The 20,336-nt window shown below is 44.3% G+C and carries 16 protein-coding genes; 6 read left to right on the forward strand and 10 right to left on the reverse strand.

What is annotated here, in order from left to right; genetic code table 11:
* Positions 1 to 14 precede the first annotated feature (14 nt).
* The 3 genes from JGK11_RS17955 to JGK11_RS17965 form a co-directional block, all read right to left on the reverse strand.
* The gene (locus tag JGK11_RS17955) at positions 15 to 1,211 is read right to left on the reverse strand and encodes a transposase (RefSeq protein ID WP_293212402.1); all 1,197 of its coding nucleotides are present in this window, start codon (positions 1,209 to 1,211) and stop codon (positions 15 to 17) included.
* 182 nt (positions 1,212 to 1,393) lie between these two features.
* On the reverse strand, positions 1,394 to 1,582 hold the full coding sequence (locus tag JGK11_RS17960) for a DUF2949 domain-containing protein (RefSeq protein WP_293183271.1): 189 nt from the start codon (positions 1,580 to 1,582) through the stop codon (positions 1,394 to 1,396).
* 234 nt (positions 1,583 to 1,816) lie between these two features.
* Complete coding sequence (locus JGK11_RS17965) at positions 1,817 to 2,200, reverse strand: hypothetical protein (RefSeq protein ID WP_293183273.1); 384 nt, start codon at positions 2,198 to 2,200, stop codon at positions 1,817 to 1,819.
* Positions 2,201 to 2,798: 598 nt separating this feature from the next.
* Here JGK11_RS17965 and JGK11_RS17970 point away from each other — a divergent pair.
* Positions 2,799 to 5,687, forward strand: coding sequence for a PAS domain S-box protein (locus JGK11_RS17970; protein WP_293212403.1), 2,889 nt, complete (start codon positions 2,799 to 2,801; stop codon positions 5,685 to 5,687).
* Between the two features lie 162 nt (positions 5,688 to 5,849).
* Here the strand turns inward: JGK11_RS17970 and JGK11_RS17975 are convergent, their stop codons facing one another.
* On the reverse strand, positions 5,850 to 6,440 hold the full coding sequence (locus tag JGK11_RS17975) for a rhomboid family intramembrane serine protease (RefSeq protein ID WP_293190536.1): 591 nt from the start codon (positions 6,438 to 6,440) through the stop codon (positions 5,850 to 5,852).
* 500 nt (positions 6,441 to 6,940) lie between these two features.
* On the opposite strand from JGK11_RS17975, the gene JGK11_RS17980 reads away from it, so the two are divergent.
* Complete coding sequence (locus JGK11_RS17980; RefSeq protein ID WP_293183279.1) at positions 6,941 to 7,318, forward strand: Mo-dependent nitrogenase C-terminal domain-containing protein; 378 nt, start codon at positions 6,941 to 6,943, stop codon at positions 7,316 to 7,318.
* A gap of 547 nt (positions 7,319 to 7,865) precedes the next feature.
* On the opposite strand, the gene JGK11_RS17985 is transcribed toward JGK11_RS17980, so the two are convergent.
* Both JGK11_RS17985 and JGK11_RS17990 read right to left on the reverse strand, forming a co-directional pair.
* Positions 7,866 to 8,048 carry a hypothetical protein gene (locus JGK11_RS17985; protein ID WP_293156875.1) on the reverse strand — a complete coding sequence of 61 codons (183 nt, stop codon included), beginning with the start codon at positions 8,046 to 8,048 and terminating at the stop codon, positions 7,866 to 7,868.
* Between the two features lie 362 nt (positions 8,049 to 8,410).
* A complete protein-coding gene (locus JGK11_RS17990) occupies positions 8,411 to 8,563 on the reverse strand; it encodes a hypothetical protein (RefSeq protein WP_293183281.1) in 153 nt (50 codons plus the stop codon).
* Positions 8,564 to 8,632: 69 nt separating this feature from the next.
* Between JGK11_RS17990 and JGK11_RS17995 the strand changes: the two genes are divergently transcribed.
* Complete coding sequence (locus JGK11_RS17995; protein WP_293183283.1) at positions 8,633 to 9,274, forward strand: Uma2 family endonuclease; 642 nt, start codon at positions 8,633 to 8,635, stop codon at positions 9,272 to 9,274.
* 175 nt (positions 9,275 to 9,449) lie between these two features.
* On the opposite strand, the gene JGK11_RS18000 is transcribed toward JGK11_RS17995, so the two are convergent.
* On the reverse strand, positions 9,450 to 9,740 hold the full coding sequence (locus JGK11_RS18000) for a DUF1778 domain-containing protein (protein WP_293183285.1): 291 nt from the start codon (positions 9,738 to 9,740) through the stop codon (positions 9,450 to 9,452).
* Positions 9,741 to 9,940: 200 nt separating this feature from the next.
* Between JGK11_RS18000 and JGK11_RS18005 the strand changes: the two genes are divergently transcribed.
* Entirely contained in the window at positions 9,941 to 10,588 is a 648-nt protein-coding gene (locus tag JGK11_RS18005; protein WP_293183287.1) for an SMI1/KNR4 family protein, read from the forward strand.
* Between the two features lie 49 nt (positions 10,589 to 10,637).
* Here the strand turns inward: JGK11_RS18005 and JGK11_RS18010 are convergent, their stop codons facing one another.
* Genes JGK11_RS18010 through bchB form a run of 3 tightly spaced genes read right to left on the reverse strand, consistent with a single transcriptional unit; the run spans position 10,638 to position 13,027 of the window.
* On the reverse strand, positions 10,638 to 11,120 hold the full coding sequence (locus JGK11_RS18010; protein WP_293183289.1) for a DUF2188 domain-containing protein: 483 nt from the start codon (positions 11,118 to 11,120) through the stop codon (positions 10,638 to 10,640).
* Positions 11,105 to 11,476 carry a hypothetical protein gene (locus JGK11_RS18015; protein ID WP_293212404.1) on the reverse strand — a complete coding sequence of 124 codons (372 nt, stop codon included), beginning with the start codon at positions 11,474 to 11,476 and terminating at the stop codon, positions 11,105 to 11,107. Before JGK11_RS18015 ends, JGK11_RS18010 begins: the two co-directional genes overlap by 16 nt.
* Before the next feature lie 27 nt (positions 11,477 to 11,503).
* Positions 11,504 to 13,027 carry a ferredoxin:protochlorophyllide reductase (ATP-dependent) subunit B gene (gene bchB, locus JGK11_RS18020; protein ID WP_293156085.1) on the reverse strand — a complete coding sequence of 508 codons (1,524 nt, stop codon included), beginning with the start codon at positions 13,025 to 13,027 and terminating at the stop codon, positions 11,504 to 11,506.
* Positions 13,028 to 13,617: 590 nt separating this feature from the next.
* Here bchB and JGK11_RS18025 point away from each other — a divergent pair.
* Complete coding sequence (locus JGK11_RS18025) at positions 13,618 to 14,064, forward strand: KTSC domain-containing protein (RefSeq protein ID WP_293190539.1); 447 nt, start codon at positions 13,618 to 13,620, stop codon at positions 14,062 to 14,064.
* Between the two features lie 578 nt (positions 14,065 to 14,642).
* Positions 14,643 to 20,156 (forward strand): ATP-binding sensor histidine kinase, encoded by a 5,514-nt coding sequence (locus tag JGK11_RS18030; RefSeq protein WP_293212405.1) that lies wholly within the window; start codon positions 14,643 to 14,645, stop codon positions 20,154 to 20,156.
* The last annotated feature ends 180 nt before the right edge of the window (positions 20,157 to 20,336 follow it).

Genomic DNA, 20,336 nt, shown 5'->3' on the forward strand with positions numbered 1-20,336 from the left:
CAGGGATTCTTGGTTCAACCAGTCGGCTTGCCCGTTGATGTCACCACCAATGGGTAGAGGTCGGTCTGTCCCCAAGCGTTAATTCCGGTGTGCCCCACCGTATTTAAATTAATTCCTGCACGGGCTTTCAATCCTTTAGCCAAAATATTCAAAGCTGCATTGTGGTCGCGGTCTAACACCGCACCGCACAGGCAAATATGAGTTTTGACCGATAGGGATTTCTGAACGCGATTGCCACAACTTGAGCAATCTTGGGAAGTGTACCCAGGTGCTACAGCAACTACTGTTTTACCGTACACTTTCCCAAAATATTGCAACCATTGGGCAAACTGTGACCACGCTGCATCGCTAATTGATTTGGCAAGCTTATGGTTCTTCACCATATTTTTTACCTGAAGGTCTTCGTAGGCTACGAAATCGTTAGATTTCACTACGCACAACGCCGTCTTGATGGCGAAGTCTTTACGCTGCCTACTGACTTTTAAGTGCTTTCTGCTTAACTTATTTATCGCTTTCTTGCGATTACTCGATCCTTTCTTTTTCCGAGAAACTCGTTTCTGCAACCGCTTTAAAGCTTTTTCACTTTTACGCAAATGCCGAGGATTAGGAGCTGTTGCCCCTGTACTATCGGTGTAGAAATGGTTCAATCCCACATCTATGCCAATCGTTTTCCCCGTAGGAACTATTTCTTCTGTTCGCTCTACATTGATACAGAACTGAGCGTAGTAACCATCGGCTCGACGAATTACTCTGACTCGTTTAATCTCAGTAGGTGCATAGAAGTGCAAGTCTCGACTACCGAGTAACCTAAAGGTACCCGCCGCAAAACCGTCCGTGAATGTTAGACATTTTTTGTCGGTGGAAATCGCCCATCCGGAAGTTTTGTATTCTACGGAATGAGTGTGTTTTTTGAATTGTGGGTATCCTTTTTTTCCTGGTTTCTTAGCTTGGCAATTAGAAAAGAAACGTTGAATAGCAAAAATGGCACGCTCAGCCGAAGCTTGACGCGCCATTGAGTTAAGTTTTCCGGCCCATTCAAACTCTTTCGCCATGATGGCGCATTGTTTGTATAAATCCGATAGCTTAACTCTGGAATTGTCGATCCAATATCTGAGAGCTTTGTTTCGGACAAACTGAGCTGTGCGGATCATTTCGTCTACGATCCGGTATTGCTGTGGCTTGCCTTTTAACTTGAACTCTAGTACAATCATGGAATTATTCTATGACGCTTATGGGCAATTGTAGCTATAAACTTGATTGGAAAGTAATCTTTAGACTTTGAATTCAAGCCGTCCTATAATGACGGGGTTCTAGACCCAATCTTTTGGTAAGCTTTATTTCTCAAAAATCTGGAATCAGATATCCATATTTTAAAATTCGGAATTTTAAATTATTAAGCCGACTGAGTTTCCAGCCAATCAAAAATCAGGTCTAACTGTTCCAAGGTAACTAACCCGTACTGCCACAGAACCATCGGCAGTTGGCCGGCATCTTGTTCATCGTGTCTCAGAGCAACGGCGATCGCAGAATTCGATATCGCCAACTCTCCCCGCAAATAATCGATTAGTTGAGCCTTTCCCATGACCTTCACCGCCAGTTTTATGCGCTATTGTAAAGATACGTATCTAATTGGGATGCGTCTGATGTTTAATAGCCCCAATTGTAGATTGAGAATAAAGACTCTCCTGTGATACAAGCCGCACAAAACTTGTGATAAAATTCAGAGAAACGAGCGATCGCAGTCACAAGAACTCCCAGCCTCAAAAATCGGGCTGTGCGATCGCTCGTTTGCTTGACATCAATTCATTCAAAATTACTAAAGTCCTAGCTGAAGCTGAACTCCAGCTCCTGTACCACTGTCGTTGGGTTGGAGAGGAACGGGATTTCCTTGGCGCTGGGCGTCGGAAGGAGTAGTGATAAATTCCAATTCGGGGCCGATTTTGAGGCGAAATGTATCCCCCAAGCTGCGCTGCCGAATAGCAGCATTAGCCGCCGTTTCTCGTTCACCAATCAAGTTTTGGTAGTCCGAGTCTACGGTTCTGTCCTCCACAGTTCTGAGGGAATCCCCTGATAAAGTCGTTTCTGAATTTTGGGGCGCTGGTTGCAGCCTTTGTTGGGCGATAACCGCCGGGGTCAAACCGATCAAAATTGAGCTCAGTCCGAGAGCAGTGCCAAGAGTAGCAATAACTGCGTTCATCATCCATGCCTCCGCTAGTTGCATCCTACTATACTTATTCTACCCAGCCGGAATTAAGTTGCGCTCTATCAAAAGTAGCTTGTTGTGGAGATATCAAGTGAATTTATTGTAAATATTTATAACTTGCGATCGCGCTCCGACTCTCAGAAACCTGCTTGTTTAGTGCATCTGGCGGATGCAATGAAGTAGACGCGAGAAAAAAAACAGTTTCTGATGCTGGGAGTGCGATCGCAAACTACCCAATTTCAAATGTAAAATCTCAAATAGTATCAGCGCCTACATTCATTCCAGGAGTGATAAGTAAATCCACCTAATTAAACATAAAATATGAATCAAGCTCAAGCTTGCTGTGTCTGTCTTCTTCCTTCTTCCTTCTTCCTTCTTCCTTCTTCCTTATACTTACTGCATTAATCTCGATCGCCCTGACCAAGCACGCGATCGCGCTAAGATAACGGTGGCAGTCGTTAAAAATTAAGTTAGTAGCGGCAGATTCCCAGTTTTTAACAGCACTCTGCCACAGAAAACGGTCTCATTCAAAATCTGCGCTCATCAGGTTGTACTTTACCGAAACTTTGTGGGTTCGTAATATTTCTGCTTCAATATGCCAATCAGATATCTGAGCGACCATATTTTAAAAATGTCGCGCCAAGTGCCAATTCGCCTCGTCCTTGTAGTGCCTTTTGCCATCCAGACTTTCGCTGCGGTGGGGCTGACGGGGTGGCTGTCCCTGCGCCACGGGCGCATAGCTGTCAACGATGTTGCCGCGCAACTGCGGGCCGAAGTCACATCGCGCATCCAGCAACACATTTATAGTTATATCGAAAGGCCGCACCAAATCAATCAACTGAATCTCGATGCCATCCGTCTGGGTATTTTGAACGTGCAGGATGAAGCCAGTTTACTCAGCTACTTCTCCAAACAACTCGAAACCTTTAATACAATTAGCTACATTCAATTCGGCTCCGAACAAAAAATTTTTACGGGAGTTGAAAGGCTTGACGATGGCAATTTGCAAATTCGGATTTCTAATAAGTCTAGTGGCTATAATTTGCACAGCTACACGCCGTCTAAGTTCGGCGAAGCAACTAAGCTTTTAAAAACTACTCCTAACTACGACCCTCGCACCCGACCTTGGTATGTAGCTCCGGTGCGGGCTGGCAAGCCGACATGGACTAAAATTTATACTTATTTTGACACTCCCAAACTAGCAATTACTGCTGCTCAACCCGTTTACGGAAAGAATAATAAACTGATTGGAATTCTTGGTTCTGATTTGACACTCTCTGATATTCATCAATTTTTGGAAAAACTGAAGATTGGTAAATCAGGACAAACTTTTATTGTCGAAAGGTCTGGAGAATTGGTTGCAAATTCAACTCCAGAAGCGCCATTTATTGTGAGCAAAGGCGTTCCACAACGGATTGGGGCAGCGAATAGCAAAAATGTTCTAATTCGATCGACTGCCCGCTATTTGACACAACGCTTCGGGCATTTGAGCAAGATCGATCGTATTTACCAGTTAGATTTTGCGATCGATGGGAAACGACAATTTCTACAGGTGACACCGCTCTCAGACAGCAAGGGCCTCGACTGGTTGATTGTGGTGGCGGTTCCCGAAGCCGATTTTATGGAAGCGATTAACGCCAATACTCGCTACACAATTTTGCTCTGTTTCGGTGCTTTGGTTGTGGCGACGGCTCTAGGATGTGTGACTTCGAGGTGGATTGTCATGCCAATTCAGCGTCTGAGCAAGGCTGCGGAGGCTTTGTCGCGGGGAGAATGGGACTCAATGGCGGTAGATCCCCGCTTGATGGCGTCTGTAGAGCGGGAGGATGAGGTGGGTGTCCTGGCTCGCTCTTTTAATACGATGGCAGATCAATTGGAAGAGTCGTTTACTACTCTCGAAGAGCGGGTGGAAGCTGCGATTGCTGATAAAACTCAATTAATTCGCTCTCTGAAACTATCTCAGGAAAAACTCGCTTTTCACCTCTATCAAACTCCTTTGGGGGCGATCGAATGGAATCTCAATTTTGAAGTTGCGGACTGGAATTTGTCAGCAGAAAGAATTTTTGGATTCAATCGCTTGGAAGCAATGGGACGCCACGGAGTAGATCTCATAGTTCCTGAAAATGCTAAGGAGTATGTCAGGCAACTATCTATAACTTTGCTCACTAATCAAGGAGGAATTAGTAGCATTAACGAGAACATTAGAAAGGACGGCAAAATTATTCTTTGCGAGTGGTACAATACGACTTTGGTTGATGCTGAGGGCTGTATAATTGGGGTGGCATCGCTGGTTCAAGACGTGACAGAGTTTCACCGTGCTGTGGATCAGTTGCGCGCCAGCGAGGAACGGTTTCGCCAGTTGGCAGAAAATATTCATGAGGTATTTTGGATTAGAGAACCGAATCAAAAGCACATAATTTATGTGAGCCCTGCTTGCGAGAAAATATGGAATTTAAGCTATCGGAGTTTGCTGTCACATCCGGAGGCTTTTTGGGATGCTATTCACCGAGACGATCGCGATCGCGTTAAGGCTGCCTTTGAAAAACAGGTGCAGGGGGATTATGATGAGGAGTATCGGGTAGTGCGATCCGACGGTTCAGTTTGCTGGGTGCGCGATCGGGCTTTTCCAGTCCGCAACGAAACAGGAGAAATTTACCGTATAGTCGGCATTGCCGAAGACATTACCCAACGCAAACTAGCAGAAGAATTCCAACAAGTCGCTCAAACCGCTCAAGCAGCCAGCCAAGCCAAAAGCTCATTCTTAGCCAATATGAGCCACGAATTGCGAACTCCCCTCAACGCCATTATCGGTTACAGCGAGATGCTCAAAGAAGACGCCGAGGATTTGGGCTGCGAAGATTTTATCCCAGACTTGCACAAAATTCAAACTGCCGGCAAACACTTGCTATCTTTAATTAGCGACATTCTCGATATTTCTAAAATTGAAGCGGGGCGGATGGAACTTTATTTAGAAACTTTCAACCCGGTTAATTTAATTGACGAGGTAGTTTCTACTGCCGAACCCTTGGTAGAGAAAAAATTTAATAAATTTGAAGTTAATTGTGCTAATGACTTGGGAGTGATGTATGCTGACATTACCAAAACTCGTCAAATATTGCTCAACCTGCTGAGCAATGCAGCAAAATTTACCGAAGGCGGGACTATTACCCTGTCCATTGAAAGAGTTAAACATGACAGCTTAACAACTCAAGAAATAGCAGAACCTTCCGATTTAATAATTTTCCGCGTAGCTGATACTGGTATTGGGATTCCCCCCGAACAAATGCAGCATTTATTTCAAGCTTTTATGCAGGGTGACGCCTCAACTACGCGCAAGTACGGCGGCACGGGTTTGGGATTGACTATTAGCCGTCACTTTTGTTTGATGATGGGCGGTGATATGCAAGTTCAAAGCCAGTTAGGTGGCGGTTCGGTTTTTACTGTGTGCTTGCCGGCGCAAGTAGAATTATTAGTAAGCAGTTAGTCTTACTTTTCGGGACGAAATTGTTAAGCTTTTCTGCATTTAAATTTATTTTTTGGGCTGGCAAGGTACGTTGTTGCGCTTCAGCGCTCATTGCTATAGAAAAGAGCGCTGAAGCGCAACAACGTACCTAAGGTCATAATACGATGCAGCATAAGTCTTATCCTAGTTGATTTGCCGTTTCTGCCGCCCCAAAAGTTGAGCTGCTAATACGCCGCCGACAAAGCCAAAGAAATGCGCTTGCCAGGAAACTCCAGGCTGCGAGGGCAAAACTCCCCAGATTAAACCGCCGTAGAAGAAACCGACAATTAAAGATACCATAATAGACGTAAAACTGCGTTCAAAAAAGCCCCGCAATAGCAAAAATCCGAAGTAACCAAAGATTAATCCGCTGGCACCAATGTGCACGGAATTGGGCGCGCCTGTCAGCCAAACTCCCAATCCGCTGATGAGTACAGTAACGGCACTAACTATAAAAAAGTCGCTTACTTCTTGCAACATTATCAGCCAACCAAATGTCAGAAACGGGAGGGTATTGGCGGCTAAGTGAGCAAAACTGCCGTGCAGAAAAGGCATGAATAGGATGCCTTCAAGTCCGTCGATGCTGCGGGGGCGGACTCCGTAGGAATTCAGCGCGCCTCGAAATATGAATACATCGAGAATCTCAATAATCCAGAGGAGGGAGACGAAGCCGCCGAGAATGGCGACGTGGCTTTGCAATTCGCGGGTGATAGATTTGGTTTCTGGGTTGCTCATGGGTGGTGAGGGCGGTAATGCCGATTATTTATAATTGTAGGAGTTTCTGGCCGATTCACGCTCGGGATAGCTACGATTCACGCACGCAGCGACAGTGGGCGCTGGGTTTCAGGGTTTTTTGCAGCGCCGTGCTTATTTGAAACTATTATAACTTTGATTGAAAATTCCGCATTTTCACGCAGGGAATTATTGACCTCGATGCGTCATTATCGTAGAGGAAGTACAAAAGGAGAGTTAACTGAAGGTTGAAGGTTTAAGGTTTAAGGCAGAGTTTTTACCCCATAGATAAATCCTTGGGCTGGCAATGAGGACACTTTTGCGATCGCACACCGTCTCTCAAAAATAATCAGGAACTACTTTTCTCGGATCAAGTCATTAATTCAAGAAGTTTCATCCGGTAAAGCAAAACGAGCTGCTGTAGGTACTTATTGTAGACAAAATCTCGTACAAGCTCTACAAAGAGTTCTTGGCACCTCGTTGTAAAAGAGGAACAGAGAAATATGAACGTATTTGAGAATACACAGTCCGATCGAATTCTGCCAATTTGGGTATGGCATGGCAAAGAAGAAACCCCTGTTAGTGTCGCTACAAATCCTCAACCTTACGGCCACAAGCCGCGCTTTGACTTGTTGAATCCGCTGAAACAGTGGCTTGACAATAGTGCAATTAAAAGTCAAAAGTTAGCTCGGTTTCTGTGCAAGTTTATTCCCAGCCAGTGTCCGTTTGAGCGGGAAGTCAAAATTTGCGATCGCACTTTATTTTACATTCCGCCGCTGTGCAAGTTAAATCCGCTATACGAGCAAGTGGTGGGGCTGCGCTTTCGTGCTTTGTGTTATTTGGCCGATGAGTGCGGCGAGGATGTGACTCATTATTGTTAATTTTGCAAAAGCCTGAATTTCTAACTCTATTTTATGTGCGCCCTCCCTCTTCCTTGTTGGGGAGGGTTTTTTGGGTTTTGGGGATTAGTTGAAATATGGGCGAGTTGCGATAGACATGGGATGTATACCGCAATACGCCTGGGTTAAAACTGTTTACTCCGAGGAGTTCCCCCTAAATCCCCCTTAAGAAGGGGGACTTTGAGAAGATTCCGGTTCCCCCCTTAAGAAGCTCTGCGTTATAAGGATTTTTCTTAACATTTGAGAGCGAGCGCGAGCGAGGCTATCAAACCCTTATTCCTCGATTGCCAATTCTCAATAAACGCAAGCTGCTTTCAATAAATAAAGTTGTTAAATTGTCAAGGCTTGTGTCACAACTTCTCCTGAAATTTTTGCTGTACAAAGCTTTCAAGATTGTCAAGAAAGATGTTTATAAAGCATAGCTTCTTAAGGCGAGCTAGGGGGGGGGATCTAAGTTTAATACTTAAACAGCAGTCTGTCGATGGGTTTGAACTTAAGTTGCCACCAATGTAACCCACGAGGGAACTCTTTACTTGTCACTTTTGGGATCTTCGGGCCCAGGGGGTACTTCTCCCTTTTGTTGGGCTTCCAATAAAGCCGTTTCCACGAGAAAGGCTATCAGGTTAGCCGTGGATCGGCCTTGTTTGTCAGCCCATCGATCCAAAGCTTCATATACGTAATCAGGAAACGTAACGTGAACGCGCTTGCTCAATGTAAATATTTGTTGGTTTACTAACGCTTTTAATGGTACAAGCTTACGCTCCCGATCGTGTTGTTGCCCTGTTCTTGAAAAGAATTGACACATATTTGGGCTTATTATGTTATAATTCCTCTAATCCAATCAATACACAGTCAAAAGCCAGTCCCCCGCCATGGAAAGCAAGGACTGGCTATGGCTCCAATTAACAAGGAGATACAACTATTATGCCGTATGAGAAACGTCTCAAGCCGTGGATTGTGGTTCGTTTGCTTCCGAACCTGCAAAGGGTCGTTATCGGTCGCTTTCGCAGTTGGTCTGATGCAGAGGGTCATTTGCGTGCGATCAAATAACTGCTTCCGGCTGCGAGATTGACTTTAGTTTTCGATCCGATCGACTAATTTTGGTTGCGAGTTATTGAAGTGCGATCGCTTTTTGTTTGAGAAGGGCGATCGCATATGTTGCACTATTTTCAATAACAGGCAAGATGCCTGTTCCACAAAGAATGAGTTTTGTTGTGGGGTGGGCATCCTGCCCGCCCGCAATTTAGGGCAATGTTAAACTAGATGCAAGATATCAATTGAGTTGGGGAAAAAACCGTGACAGCTATTCTACAAGTAACAGAACAGCCAACAGCACAATGCTACTTCACTCCCGAAGAATATCTCGCCCTGGAAGAAGCAGCAGAGTACAAAAGTGAGTATCGCGATGGAGTAATTATTCCCATGACAGGCGGAACTACAAATCACAATCAAATCGCTGGCAATATTTATATTGCATTAAGTCTTGGGCTCAAAAAACAGGACTATCGAGTTTTCTTCGGTGACGTGCGTTTGTGGCTGCCGAAAAAGCGATTTTATACTTATCCCGATGTGATGGTAATTCCGGGTAAACCTGAGTATTACAATAATCGCCAGGATACGGTGATGAATCCGCAAGTAATTGTGGAAGTTTTATCGAAATCTACGAAAGCTTACGATCGCAGTGATAAATTTAAGTTTTATCAAACGCTGCCGGCATTTCAAGAGTATATTCTGATTGACCAATCTCAGGTTTATGTAGAACAGTATTGTAAGTTGGCTAACAAGCGGTGGTCGTACCATCAGTACGATGAGGAAGATGCGGCGCTAGTTTTTAATTTCTTTCAAGTTGAAGTGCCACTGGCTGATGTCTATGAGAAGGTGGATTTTGCGGCGGAAGATGAGGCGGAGAATCAGCCAGAAGAGAGTGAGGTGGAATAAGGGCGATCGCTTTCTTATTTATTCAAGCACTTTAGTCAAATTGGCTGAGAGTTAACTCTATTTTTGTTTGGGTGTCGCTTGCTGTTGACATTGTTTTGTTACCAAATAGCGATCGACTAATTTTATTGTAGCAATTTACCCTATCATCTATAGAGCAAAAAATCCATTCCATTATTTATTTGCGATTGTATTTTTGTCGATACCTTTCGATCGCTGCTTTCAGCTTAGAGTTAAGTGCTGGTGGATTTTCTATCGCTGAGGTAACAATTTTCCAATTTGGTTCGGAAAGAACGATCGGTTCTGGTTTAAGTGGCATTTCTTGGGCTAGATTTAGAGCAACTTCGAGCAGATATTCGCTCAGACTAATACCCCACAGGGTAGCTGCTTTTTCTAACAGTTCTTTTTGTTCCTGATTGATAGTTATCTCAAGGGTGCTTGTTTGGGGAGTTTGTGTAGGGGTTGACATATTTTTTCACTGAGAGCAAGGTTGGCTCATTTGATATTATAGCAATTTTTCAGATGGGCGATCGCACTTGCTTTGAAAAGGGCGATCGCTCCTCCCTCGTGTTAAACTGAATAAGGGCGATCGTGTTAACTCAGGAAAAAATAGCCGTGACACAAATGAGTAGCTTAGTGAATAATTAGCAGGCAAGAGAGAAGTTTGTTATGAGCGCGATCGAACGAATTAAAGAAAAGTTGGCACAACTCCGAGAGCACGACACCAAGTTATGGGTGATGCAGGTCGAACACCACAAGTATCAGCTTTCCCCTCCCTTGTCGGAAGAATTTATCGCCAACTGGGAAGCTCGTGCCCAGGTAAAGCTCCCAGAAGAATACCGATTATTTCTCCGCGAGCTTGGAGAAGGCCCAGCAGGCCCTGGTTTGGGGATGCGGAAGCTCACCGAGACAAATTTAACGTCGGATCTAAAAGAGCCCTTTCCCCTCGTTGAACCATTTTTAGGTTTAGGATCGATTGACACTTCAAAGCTCGATTCAGAGCAGGAATGGGAAGCTTACAAGAAGTTTCTCGCCGAATGGAAAAAAATTCCTGACGGTGGTAGCCTGTTGCTAACACATTACGGTTGCGATATTTATGGGGAGCTTGTTCTCAACGGTAAGTATTGCGGAGAAATTTGGATTTGGGAAAGCAATTCTCCATCATATTGTCCCTTTGGCTATGCCGTTCACCTTCACGATCCCGAGCAAGAGCCTCGTGCTGATATCCCAAAGCACTTTACCTTTTTTCAGTGGTACGAACACTGGCTTGATGCAGCATTGAAAGAATTTACGAGCATCACAGAAAACCACACCTAACTAATTTGATATATTCTTCCTTTGGTCACAGGTATCTATTTCCCTACATCTAAACAATTTCTAAACATTCCCGCTTCTCTCCGTCAGATTCGGGGCGATCGATTCTACGCTGCAATAACGCATCTATCGCTGGATTTATAGTTTCCCGAACTTCTCCATTTTCATCATAAATTACCACCTCAAGCCATCGAGCTTTTGCCAAACCAACGGCATATTTAAAAGCTGCTTCCTGAGTAGCAAACACCTTCTCACTTGACTCTAGATTTTCCTCAGTCACCGCCCACCCATTTGGATGAGGTAATACGTGCAGTTTCCGATTTAATTCCTTCAATACCCGCTGCCGCAACCCAATTAAAGTAATGCCGACAATTGTTTCACTATCCTCATTATAGCGGGCGATAACTCCATCGCTAATGTCCACAGCTACAGCCTCTCGCGGTTCTCCCAGCGAGAGATAGAGAACATCCGCTTCCTTATCGTAAAAACCTGTAATATTTGTGGAGTCTTCGAGAATTTTTACTGTTGTGTCCATATTATTCGCTTATTTGATGATGGCTGTCTTCTGAGGTAAGCTGTTGTGATAAATCCATCAGAGTTATTTATTTCTAGATACACCACTACCACAAATTTTCTACTTTCGGGAATCAATGGATAGAAGCGTAGGGCTAGTAATCCGCCTGTAACGTCATCTATTTGAATCAGATCGGGATTTTCTAAAGTTTCTAAAACTCGCTCATATTGAGCTTGCATTTCAGGGTGTTCTTTCAAGATATGTTGCCATCGCTCTTTGGTGAGGCGTATTGGAACATTATTGAATGAACGGCTCGTCCAAAGTAGATTGCTATCTTCCGTCATTTTATCTGAAATTTCATAAATAAGCAAGGGCATCTACAAGAGATGCCCCGTACTGCGTAACTACGCGCCGACAGCTTCCTTGGCCGCGTACAACACCTCAGCATTAATTAGAGCAATACCGCGCTCGCGAGCAAACTTCTCAGTATTCCGCTTGACTTTCCCGCGCACAAAACCGGGGATTTTGTTCAATTCTGCCTGTCCGTCCTTCGTCCAATTCATATCAGAATCAGCCGAAATTCCCTTGGTAATAACTTCCTTAGTATCGTGGCCGCCAAAGATTTCCAGCAAGTGGTCTTCCATGCCCAAAGTAAAGGAATTGTAGACCAAATCTACGCACTGATTTGTGCCTTCATAGCCCAAAAATGGCTTGTAGCCGATCGGGAAATTTTGCACGTGAATCGGCGCAGCAATCACACCGCACGGAATATCAAGCCTTTTACCCACGTGGCGTTCCATCTGCGTGCCGAAAATCGCCGAAGGTTCGGCTTTGGCGATCGCATCCCCGATCGCCCCATGATCCTCCGTCACCAGCACTTCATCGCAATATCCTTTTACCTCTTCCCGGAACCAATCAGCATCGTGTTTGCAGTAGGTTCCTGCCCACACAACGTGGATACCCATCTCGCGAGCCAAAATCTTCGTCATCGCCGCAGCGTGCGTATTATCGCCAAATACGACGGCTTTTTTGCCGGTTAAGTTTTGGCAGTCGATCGACCTTGAGAACCAAGCAGCCTGAGACACAAACCGCGTTTGTTGGTCAATAAACTCTTCATAATTAACATCCGCACCTTGAGCATTCAGAACTTCCTGAATCTTCCGAATGCAGCGCGCAGTTTCCACCACACCCATCGGCGTAATATCCACCATCGGCGTGCCGAATTCTTTTTGCAAATACTCCCCGGCTGCCATCCCCAATTCCCGATAAGGAACAAGGTTAAACCAAGCGCGCGGCAGTCTTTTTAAGTTGTGAACCGAAGCACCTTCGGGAATAACTTCGTTGACTTCGATTCCCAAATCTGCCATCAAACGCTTCAACTCGGTGCAGTCGTGCTGGTTGTGGAAACCCAGCGTAGACATACCGATAATATTCACCGATGGTTTTTCGCTTTTACCTTCCAAATCGCCTTTTTTGCGAGCTTTGTTAATGTAAAGTTGGACGATTTGATCCAAAGTCCGATCGGCAGCTTGGAGTTCGTTAAACCGATAATGGTTAACATCCGCCAGCATCACATCGCCTTTGGCATCCAATTGAGCTCGGTTAACAAAGTTTTCCAAGTCTTCTTGCAGAATGCTGGAGGTGCAAGTCGGGGTAAGTACAATTAAATCGGGGTGCTCTTCTCTGTCTTTGCGGGTGATATTGTCCACCACCCGTTCCTGCGAGCCCCGCGCCAGTACGTGTCTGTCAACCACGCTGGTAGTTACCGGAGTGAAGTCCCGTTCCCTCTCCAGCATCGATCGCATCACGTTAAAATAGTCGTCTCCAATCGGTGCGTGCATGATCGCGTGGACGTTTTTGAAGGAAGTCGCAACGCGCAGAGTGCCGATGTGGGCTGGGCCTGCGTACATCCAATAAGCCAATTTCATAGGTATTTTCCCTTATGCTGGTTGAGATTTGCCCGATCGGGCGATTACTGCTAAATTTTAAGGTTGTTTGAGATTTTCTCACCAGATGAATCCTTTAGAAATAGTAACTTTCTGAAGATTTACAGATGGGAAAAATCCTCAAACGCTTTTACAGGTTGGGCTTTGACTCGCCATTGCCACAACTTTACCTTTGTTTTATGGCAATAATTCTTAATTTATTGTCAAGTTTCGTTAAGAAGCTGACACATCTTATCAAAGTAGGGTGCTTATGGCGAACCTTGCTCAATACAGCTCTTGCATAAGTCTGCGATCGACACACAAACCGCAGATTTCAGGCAGATAAATACAGATAAACGCAGATAATTTTAGGGTAGGAAAGCTTAGGAGTGGAAGAGGTCTAATTTCCTTAAGCAACAGACAAATCATACCAAATTAGGATGCTAAATGCACACTTTACACATAAAAGATACGTTAGTTGACTTTTTAGGCAATACGGGCTACACTATTAATTAATCCACTATTTCCTCGACACCGAAACTTGCAAAGATCGGGAAATATTGACGTAAAACAAATCCTTGTTGACAAAACCCATGAAACTATCCAAAATAGACTTGAGCAATGTCTTAGCAGTCGGTCACTCTAACGGCCAGCTAGGACTGTTGATCGATCGCGGGGAATGCCTCGAATTTATCGAAATTGCCGCACCCGAAGCTGCAATGCACGGCCTGCACATGGTTGATTTCATAGCCAATACAGATTCTACCGAACTCAGTGGCGGTATTGAATTAACAGAAATTGCCCCAGCCGACGAACCCATTGCTATGATGCCGGTTGATTCGGCAATGGCTAGCGCGATCGGATACAATGAAGAGGATCAAGTTTTGCAAATAGAATTTAGCAGCGGGTCAGTCTATCAATACAGCGACGTAGAATCGGAAATTTGGGAATCTCTGCAAGAAGCTGATTCTACAGGCCGATTTTTTAACTCCGAGATTAAAGGTTATTATTCCAGCCGGTGCGTAGATGACTCGCTCTAAAACGGATACAAGCCCTCGACTCCTATCCTGGAGAGATTAAAATTTTACACTTAAGTTCGGAATCGGGTGATTCACAGCGCTGCAATTAAATCTCAAATCGAAAAATGGAAAATCGACTGACGGGCGTGTAGTTAGCAGTCGCACAGTGAAGCGGTTTGATTGAAGTGTGAATACTTGCGTAATTTGACCGAAAACATAGATGCGAGGCTAAATTCAAGCAATCTCCTAAAAGCTGAGATTGTTTTTTTGTCAGCCGTGCGATCGATCGCCACACCAAATCATTGCACAAATCCTGTATCTGTGCTTTTGTTTACCTAACTGCTGAGGTGAAAAAGCCCCAGGCCCATGCAAGTCAGCAACAGCTCTTTGCTGGATACGGCGTGTCTTCCCACACATCCCAAAACATAGCTCTTGAGTGATAATGAAGAATAACATAGGATTTACGGAAAAAACCCGGTTCATAGGAAAAAATCTTGAGATTGTCAGCAACTACCAACAAAGAAACCGGGTTTCTAGCCCGCCGCGCGTAAGTCCTGTAATATTGACCAACAAGCACACCTAATTTGAGAGAACCAACTATGATGGCAATTCCCGGCGTTGCAGTTCTCGCTCTCATTTATGAAAGCAGCACTTCCCTGGTTTACCGCGGCCGCAACGAGCAAGACAACCAACCTGTTATTATCAAAATTCTCAAAGAAGACTATCCGACTCCCGAAGAACTGAATAGATACAAACGGGAATATGACATCACTGCCAACTTAAACCAGCTCGACGGAGTTGTTAAAATGCACAGGTTGCAGCAGGTTAGAAATAGTCTGGCAATGATTTTAGAAGATTTTGGTGGCGAATCTTTAAAAATATTTATGGCTACCCAAAAATTTACCTCTTTGGGATTTTTGACCACAGCCATCAAAGTTGCTGAAACTTTGGGAGAGATTCACGCAAAAAATGTAATTCATAAAGATATAAACCCCTCTAATATAGTTTTTAATCCCGCGACTGGACAAGTTAAAGTCATAGATTTTAGCATCTCAAGTGACTCAAATCAGGAAAACGTTGCCAATAAAAATCCCAACTTTTTAGAAGGGACTTTAGCCTATATGTCGCCGGAACAAACCGGCAGAATGAACCGGGTAATCGATTACCGCACGGACTTTTATTCCCTTGGCGTCACCTTCTATGAAGTCCTGGCAGGACAGCTCCCTTTTACCACTACCGATCCCATGGAGTTAGTTCACTGTCACATCGCCAAACAGCCAGTACCTCTCGCTGAACTTTCACCAGAAATTCCTCAAGCTATTTCAGACATTGTGATGAAATTGCTAGCAAAAGCGGCTGAGGATCGCTATCAAAGTGCTTGGGGACTGAAAGCGGATTTGGAATCCTGTCTGTTTCAGTTGCAAACATCTGGGGTTATTTCCGAGTTTGCTCTCGGCAGCCAAGATATTTCTGACAAATTTCAAATTCCTCAAAAACTTTACGGCAGACAGCGAGAAGTTGAAACTCTTTTAGCGGCATTTGAACGGGTAGCAGCAACAAATAATCGAGCCTACCGCATCGAACAGTCCCAAATTTCTGTCATCAAGAAAGAGAGCAAATCGCGCAAAGAAAGTTCCCTGTCAGTGCTCGCGAGAGGACAGCATAAATCCCGCAGCGAGATGATGCTGATTGCTGGTTATTCCGGCATTGGCAAATCTGCAATGGTGAAGATTTTAGACAAACCTATTACCCGCAGGCGCGGCTATTTTATTTGGGGAAAATTTGACCAGTACAAGCGGACTATTCCTTACTCAGCAGTTGTTAGCGCCTTTTCGGAATTGGTGCGACAACTCTTAACTGAAAGCGAAGCTCAATTGGCAGTTTGGCGCGAAAAACTCCGTACTGCTTTCGGGCAAAACGGGCAAATTATTATTGATGTAATTCCCGAAGTAGAACTAATTGTCGGAGCTCAGTCTCCTGTAGCTGAATTGGGGCCGACGGAATCTCTCAACCGCTTTAATTTAGTCTTTCAAAATTTCATTCGCGTATTTTGCCAGCCCGAACATCCGCTGGTAATTTTTCTCGACGATTTGCAGTGGGCTGATTCTGCCACACTCAAATTGATTGAGTTGATGATGACAGATGAAGCTACTCAATATCTGTTTTTAATTGGCGCTTATCGGGATAATGAAGTCAGTCCCACTCATCCTTTAATGATGACTGTGGAGACGCTGCGAAATCAGGAAGCCATCATTAATGAGATTGCTCTGTCGCCGCTGGGGGTGGACAACATCACTCATTTGATTGCCGAGACTTTGCACAGCGATCGCAAATCGGTCAAACCCTTAGCTGAACTGGTTGTCAGTAAAACAGACGGCAATCCTTTTTTTGTTAATCAATTCCTACAAACATTGTATCAAGAAAATCTGCTAGTTTTTCATCCGCCACAGTTGGGGAGCAAGGGCGGCTGGCATTGGGATATGACTCAAATTGAGCAGTGCGCTATCACTGACAATGTAGTAGATTTGATGGTGCAGAAGTTGAGAAAACTGCCAAGTTCAACGCAGCAGGTTTTGCGTTTAGTGGCTTGTTTGGGCAACGAATTTGACTTAAATACTCTTTCTTTAATTAATGAGAAAGAAGCGTCGGAAACTTTTTCTCACCTGTTGCCGGCGATTAAGTCGGGGCTGATTCTGCCGACTTCGGAATTGGAAAGCAAGTCATTAGATTACGTGCTGTTTCCGCTGTTAATTCTCAATTATAAATTTTTGCACGATCGCGTACAACAAGCAGCTTATGCTTTAATTGATGATTCGCAAAAAAAAGACGTTCACCTGAAAATCGGCAGGCAGATCCTCGAAAATACTCCTGCTGAATATCGCGCTGACAGAATCTTTGAGTTAGTCGATCACTTGAATGTAGCGCGATCGCTAATTCGAGACGAGCGAGAACTAATTGAACTGGCAACCCTGAATTTAGACGCCGCCCGCAGAGCCAAAGATGCCACTGCTTATGTTGCTGCGTTGCAGTATTTAACCGCAGGTATGGACGGTTTAACCGCCGATATCTGGGATTCCCACTACGATTTAGCCTTTGCTCTGCACATGGAGCGCGCTAACGTTGAGTATCTGAACGGCTATTTCGAGCATTCAGAAGAATTTATCAACATAACTTTGCAAAAAGCGCGATCGCCTTTAGAAAAAGTAGAAATTTACAACCTCCTGATCGTGCAGTACACCCTGCGAGCCAAATACGAGGAAGCAGTTAAAGCTGGAATCAAAGCCTTGAACTTGCTGGGCATTGACTTGCCGCTAGACGGGCTGCAAAAAGTCATAGCCGAAGAATTTGCAGCAGCCACAAACTTTTTAGCAGGTAGAGAAATAGCTTCCCTGATTGACGCTCCCGAAATGACAGTACCCGACAAAAAAGTCGCAGTCAAATTAATCACCAACTTCTTAACATCAGCTTACCTCAGCAATCCCGACTTGTGGAAAGTCAGCGTTTTAAAAGGAGTCAATCTTTCTCTCACCTACGGTTTAGTACCCGAAGCATCTCTCTGCTACGCAGGCTACGGTATGTTCTTAAACGCTGTTTCGGGAGATTACAAAGCCGCGTATCAATTTGCCATGCTATCGCTGAATTTGAGTGAAAAATCTGGCAATATCGGCTTGAAGTGCAGAGCTTGTTCTTCGCTGGTTAGTATTTTTCATTACTGGTTCAACCATATTAAAGAGGCACACGCAATCAGTAATGAAGGATATCAAGCAGCTTTAGAATCAGGAGATTTAGAATATGCCGGTTATATCCTATCCAACCGCATAGCCAATTACTTTTTTCAAGGCAAAGAAATATCGCAAATTCTGGCAGACACGAGCAGGTATTTGCAGTTCAGCCAAAAAACCAAAAATCAGCTTGTTACCGATACATTATTAGGAGTGGAGCTGATACTGCGTAACTTGAGCCAACTCACTGTTGACAAGTTTGTCTTTGAAAGCGACGATATGAGCGAAGCTGAATACGTACAAAACTGTCAAGCTCATCAAAATTTGTACTCGCTTTGCCTTTACCAGATTCGCAAATGCCAGGTAATGTACTGGTATGGCAACTTCAATGAAGCACTACAACTAGCATTGGAAGTAGAAAAGCAACTATCTTTTATTACCGGAGCGATACCCGCTACCGAGTGGAATTTTTTCTTTTCTCTAGTTTTAGCTGCCGTTTTTCCCAATGTTTCAAAAAGCAAGCAAAAACAATATCTGGAAAAGTTAGAAGCCAATCAAAAACAGATGAAAATCTGGGCTGATAACTGTCGTGAAAACTTTCTGCACAAGTATCTTTTAGTACAAGCAGAAATAGCCAGAATTACTAAGAAAGATTCAGAAGCTGTAGAGCTTTACGATTTCTCGATCAATTTAGCTCAAGACAATGAGTTTGTCCAAAATGAAGCCCTCGCTAACGAACTAGCCGCCAAGTTTTGGTTGAGTAAAGGCAAATATCAATATGCCAAAATCCACTTGCGCGAAGCTCACTCGTGCTACTTGCGCTGGGGTGCAGTCCGCAAAGTTGAAGATTTAGAACAGAAGTATCCCCAGTTGCGGGAAATGACGCCGCTCAACGGCAGTTTTCACAACAATCAAACTACCACAACTATTCATACTTCTACTGGAAGCGATGCGAGAGTGCTGGATTTAGCAACTGTAATGAAAGCATCTCTGGCAATTTCCAGCGAAATTGTCCTAGACAAATTGCTGGCTTCTTTGATGAGGATATCCCTCGAAAACGCAGGCGCACAATCCGGGTTTTTAATTTTGGTGAGAGATGAAAAACTGTTGATTTCTGCCAAAGCGTCAGTAATTGCTGAAGATGTAGCAGTGCTGCAATTTACGCCTGTGGAAGAATGTCAGGATTTGCCTGTTACGGTGATTAATTATGTGGAAAGGACTCGCTCGGACTTGGTGTTGAGCAATGCTGTGGCTGAGGGGCGATTTACTGCCGATCCTTACATCGCCAAACACCAGCTCAAATCTCTTTTGTGTACGCCGATTGTCAATCAAGGCAAACTAATTGGGATTCTTTATTTAGAAAACAATTTAACACTCGGGGCTTTTACGGCGCATAGATTGGAAGTTTTAAGGCTGCTTTCTTCGCAAGTTGCTATTTCTTTGGAAAATGCTCTGCTTTACAATTCTGTGGAGCAGAAAGTGCAAGAGCGGACGTATGAGTTAAATGACAAGAATGAGCGTTTAGAACAAACTTTGCTGGAGCTGAAACTAACTCAAGCTCAATTAATTCAAACTGAAAAAATGTCGAGTTTGGGGCAAATGGTGGCTGGTGTTGCTCACGAAATTAATAACCCTGTAAGTTTTATCTACGGCAATCTCAATCCAGCTAGCGACTACGTGAAAGACTTGCTGAAGTTGATTGAGCTTTACCAGCACCACTATCCCGAACCTGCTGATGAAATCATCGAGGAAATAGAAACAATTGAACTGGAATTTTTGAGCGAAGATTTGCAAAAGCTGCTGGATTCTATGAAAGTCGGAGCGGAAAGAATCCGGGATATTGTGTTGAGTTTGCGGAATTTCTCGCGCCTGGATGAAGCGCAAATGAAGTCGGTTAATATCGATGAAGGCATAGACAGTACAGTGATGTTGCTGCAACCCCGCCTGAGAAAAGAAGGTGGCCGTTTGGGAATTGAGGTGATTAAAAATTACAGCAAGCTACCGTTAATTACTTGTTATGCGTCGCAGTTGAATCAGGTATTTATGAATATTTTGACAAATGCGATCGATGCGCTGCTGTTGGCAAGAGATTGCCCGGAAAGCTCTCATAAACAGCCTACTATTACAATTTCTACGGAGGTGACCGATCGCAATTCTGCTATTATTAGAATGGCTGATAGTGGGCCAGGGATGAGCAGTGAGGTGCTGCACAAGATATTCGATCCGTTTTTTACAACTAAGCCGGTGGGTTCGGGAACTGGTTTGGGATTATCGATTTCGCACTCGATTGTTGTGAGTTCTCATGGCGGAAAGTTGAGTTGTGTTTCTGCACCTGGAGAGGGGACTGAGTTTATTATTGAAATTCCGATCGCCCCCAAGCAAGTTTTGTAAGGAAGAAAGGGGGAATATCTGGTGAATATTGGGTGAATATTGGGTGAATATTGGGTGAATTTCCGTTGGATACCCGGCGAATGGAATTCGCGGCTACACAAACAATGTCCGCCTCCGCGGACTAAGAAAGAAAGAAAGAAAGAAAGAGAGAAAGGACGAATGGAATTCGTGGCTACACAA

This window comes from Microcoleus sp. PH2017_34_RAT_O_A, assembly GCF_020737885.1.
Classification (GTDB): Bacteria; Cyanobacteriota; Cyanobacteriia; order Cyanobacteriales; family Microcoleaceae; genus Microcoleus.

Bases quoted from the DNA above. Each gene is read 5' to 3' on its own strand.
- JGK11_RS17955 (WP_293212402.1), bottom strand. From the start codon at position 1,211: ATGATTGTACTAGAGTTCAAGTTAAAAGGCAAGCCACAGCAATACCGG.
- JGK11_RS17960 (WP_293183271.1), bottom strand. From the start codon at position 1,582: ATGGGAAAGGCTCAACTAATCGATTATTTGCGGGGAGAGTTGGCGATA.
- JGK11_RS17990 (WP_293183281.1), bottom strand. From the start codon at position 8,563: ATGCCCACCCCACAACAAAACTCATTCTTTGTGGAACAGGCATCTTGC.
- bchB (WP_293156085.1), bottom strand. From the start codon at position 13,027: ATGAAATTGGCTTATTGGATGTACGCAGGCCCAGCCCACATCGGCACT.
- JGK11_RS17970 (WP_293212403.1), top strand. From the start codon at position 2,799: ATGCCAATCAGATATCTGAGCGACCATATTTTAAAAATGTCGCGCCAA.
- JGK11_RS17965 (WP_293183273.1), bottom strand. From the start codon at position 2,200: ATGATGAACGCAGTTATTGCTACTCTTGGCACTGCTCTCGGACTGAGC.
- JGK11_RS18015 (WP_293212404.1), bottom strand. From the start codon at position 11,476: ATGCCCTTGCTTATTTATGAAATTTCAGATAAAATGACGGAAGATAGC.
- JGK11_RS17975 (WP_293190536.1), bottom strand. From the start codon at position 6,440: ATGAGCAACCCAGAAACCAAATCTATCACCCGCGAATTGCAAAGCCAC.
- JGK11_RS18000 (WP_293183285.1), bottom strand. From the start codon at position 9,740: ATGTCAACCCCTACACAAACTCCCCAAACAAGCACCCTTGAGATAACT.
- JGK11_RS18030 (WP_293212405.1), top strand. From the start codon at position 14,643: ATGATGGCAATTCCCGGCGTTGCAGTTCTCGCTCTCATTTATGAAAGC.
- JGK11_RS17980 (WP_293183279.1), top strand. From the start codon at position 6,941: ATGAACGTATTTGAGAATACACAGTCCGATCGAATTCTGCCAATTTGG.
- JGK11_RS18005 (WP_293183287.1), top strand. From the start codon at position 9,941: ATGAGCGCGATCGAACGAATTAAAGAAAAGTTGGCACAACTCCGAGAG.
- JGK11_RS18025 (WP_293190539.1), top strand. From the start codon at position 13,618: ATGAAACTATCCAAAATAGACTTGAGCAATGTCTTAGCAGTCGGTCAC.
- JGK11_RS18010 (WP_293183289.1), bottom strand. From the start codon at position 11,120: ATGGACACAACAGTAAAAATTCTCGAAGACTCCACAAATATTACAGGT.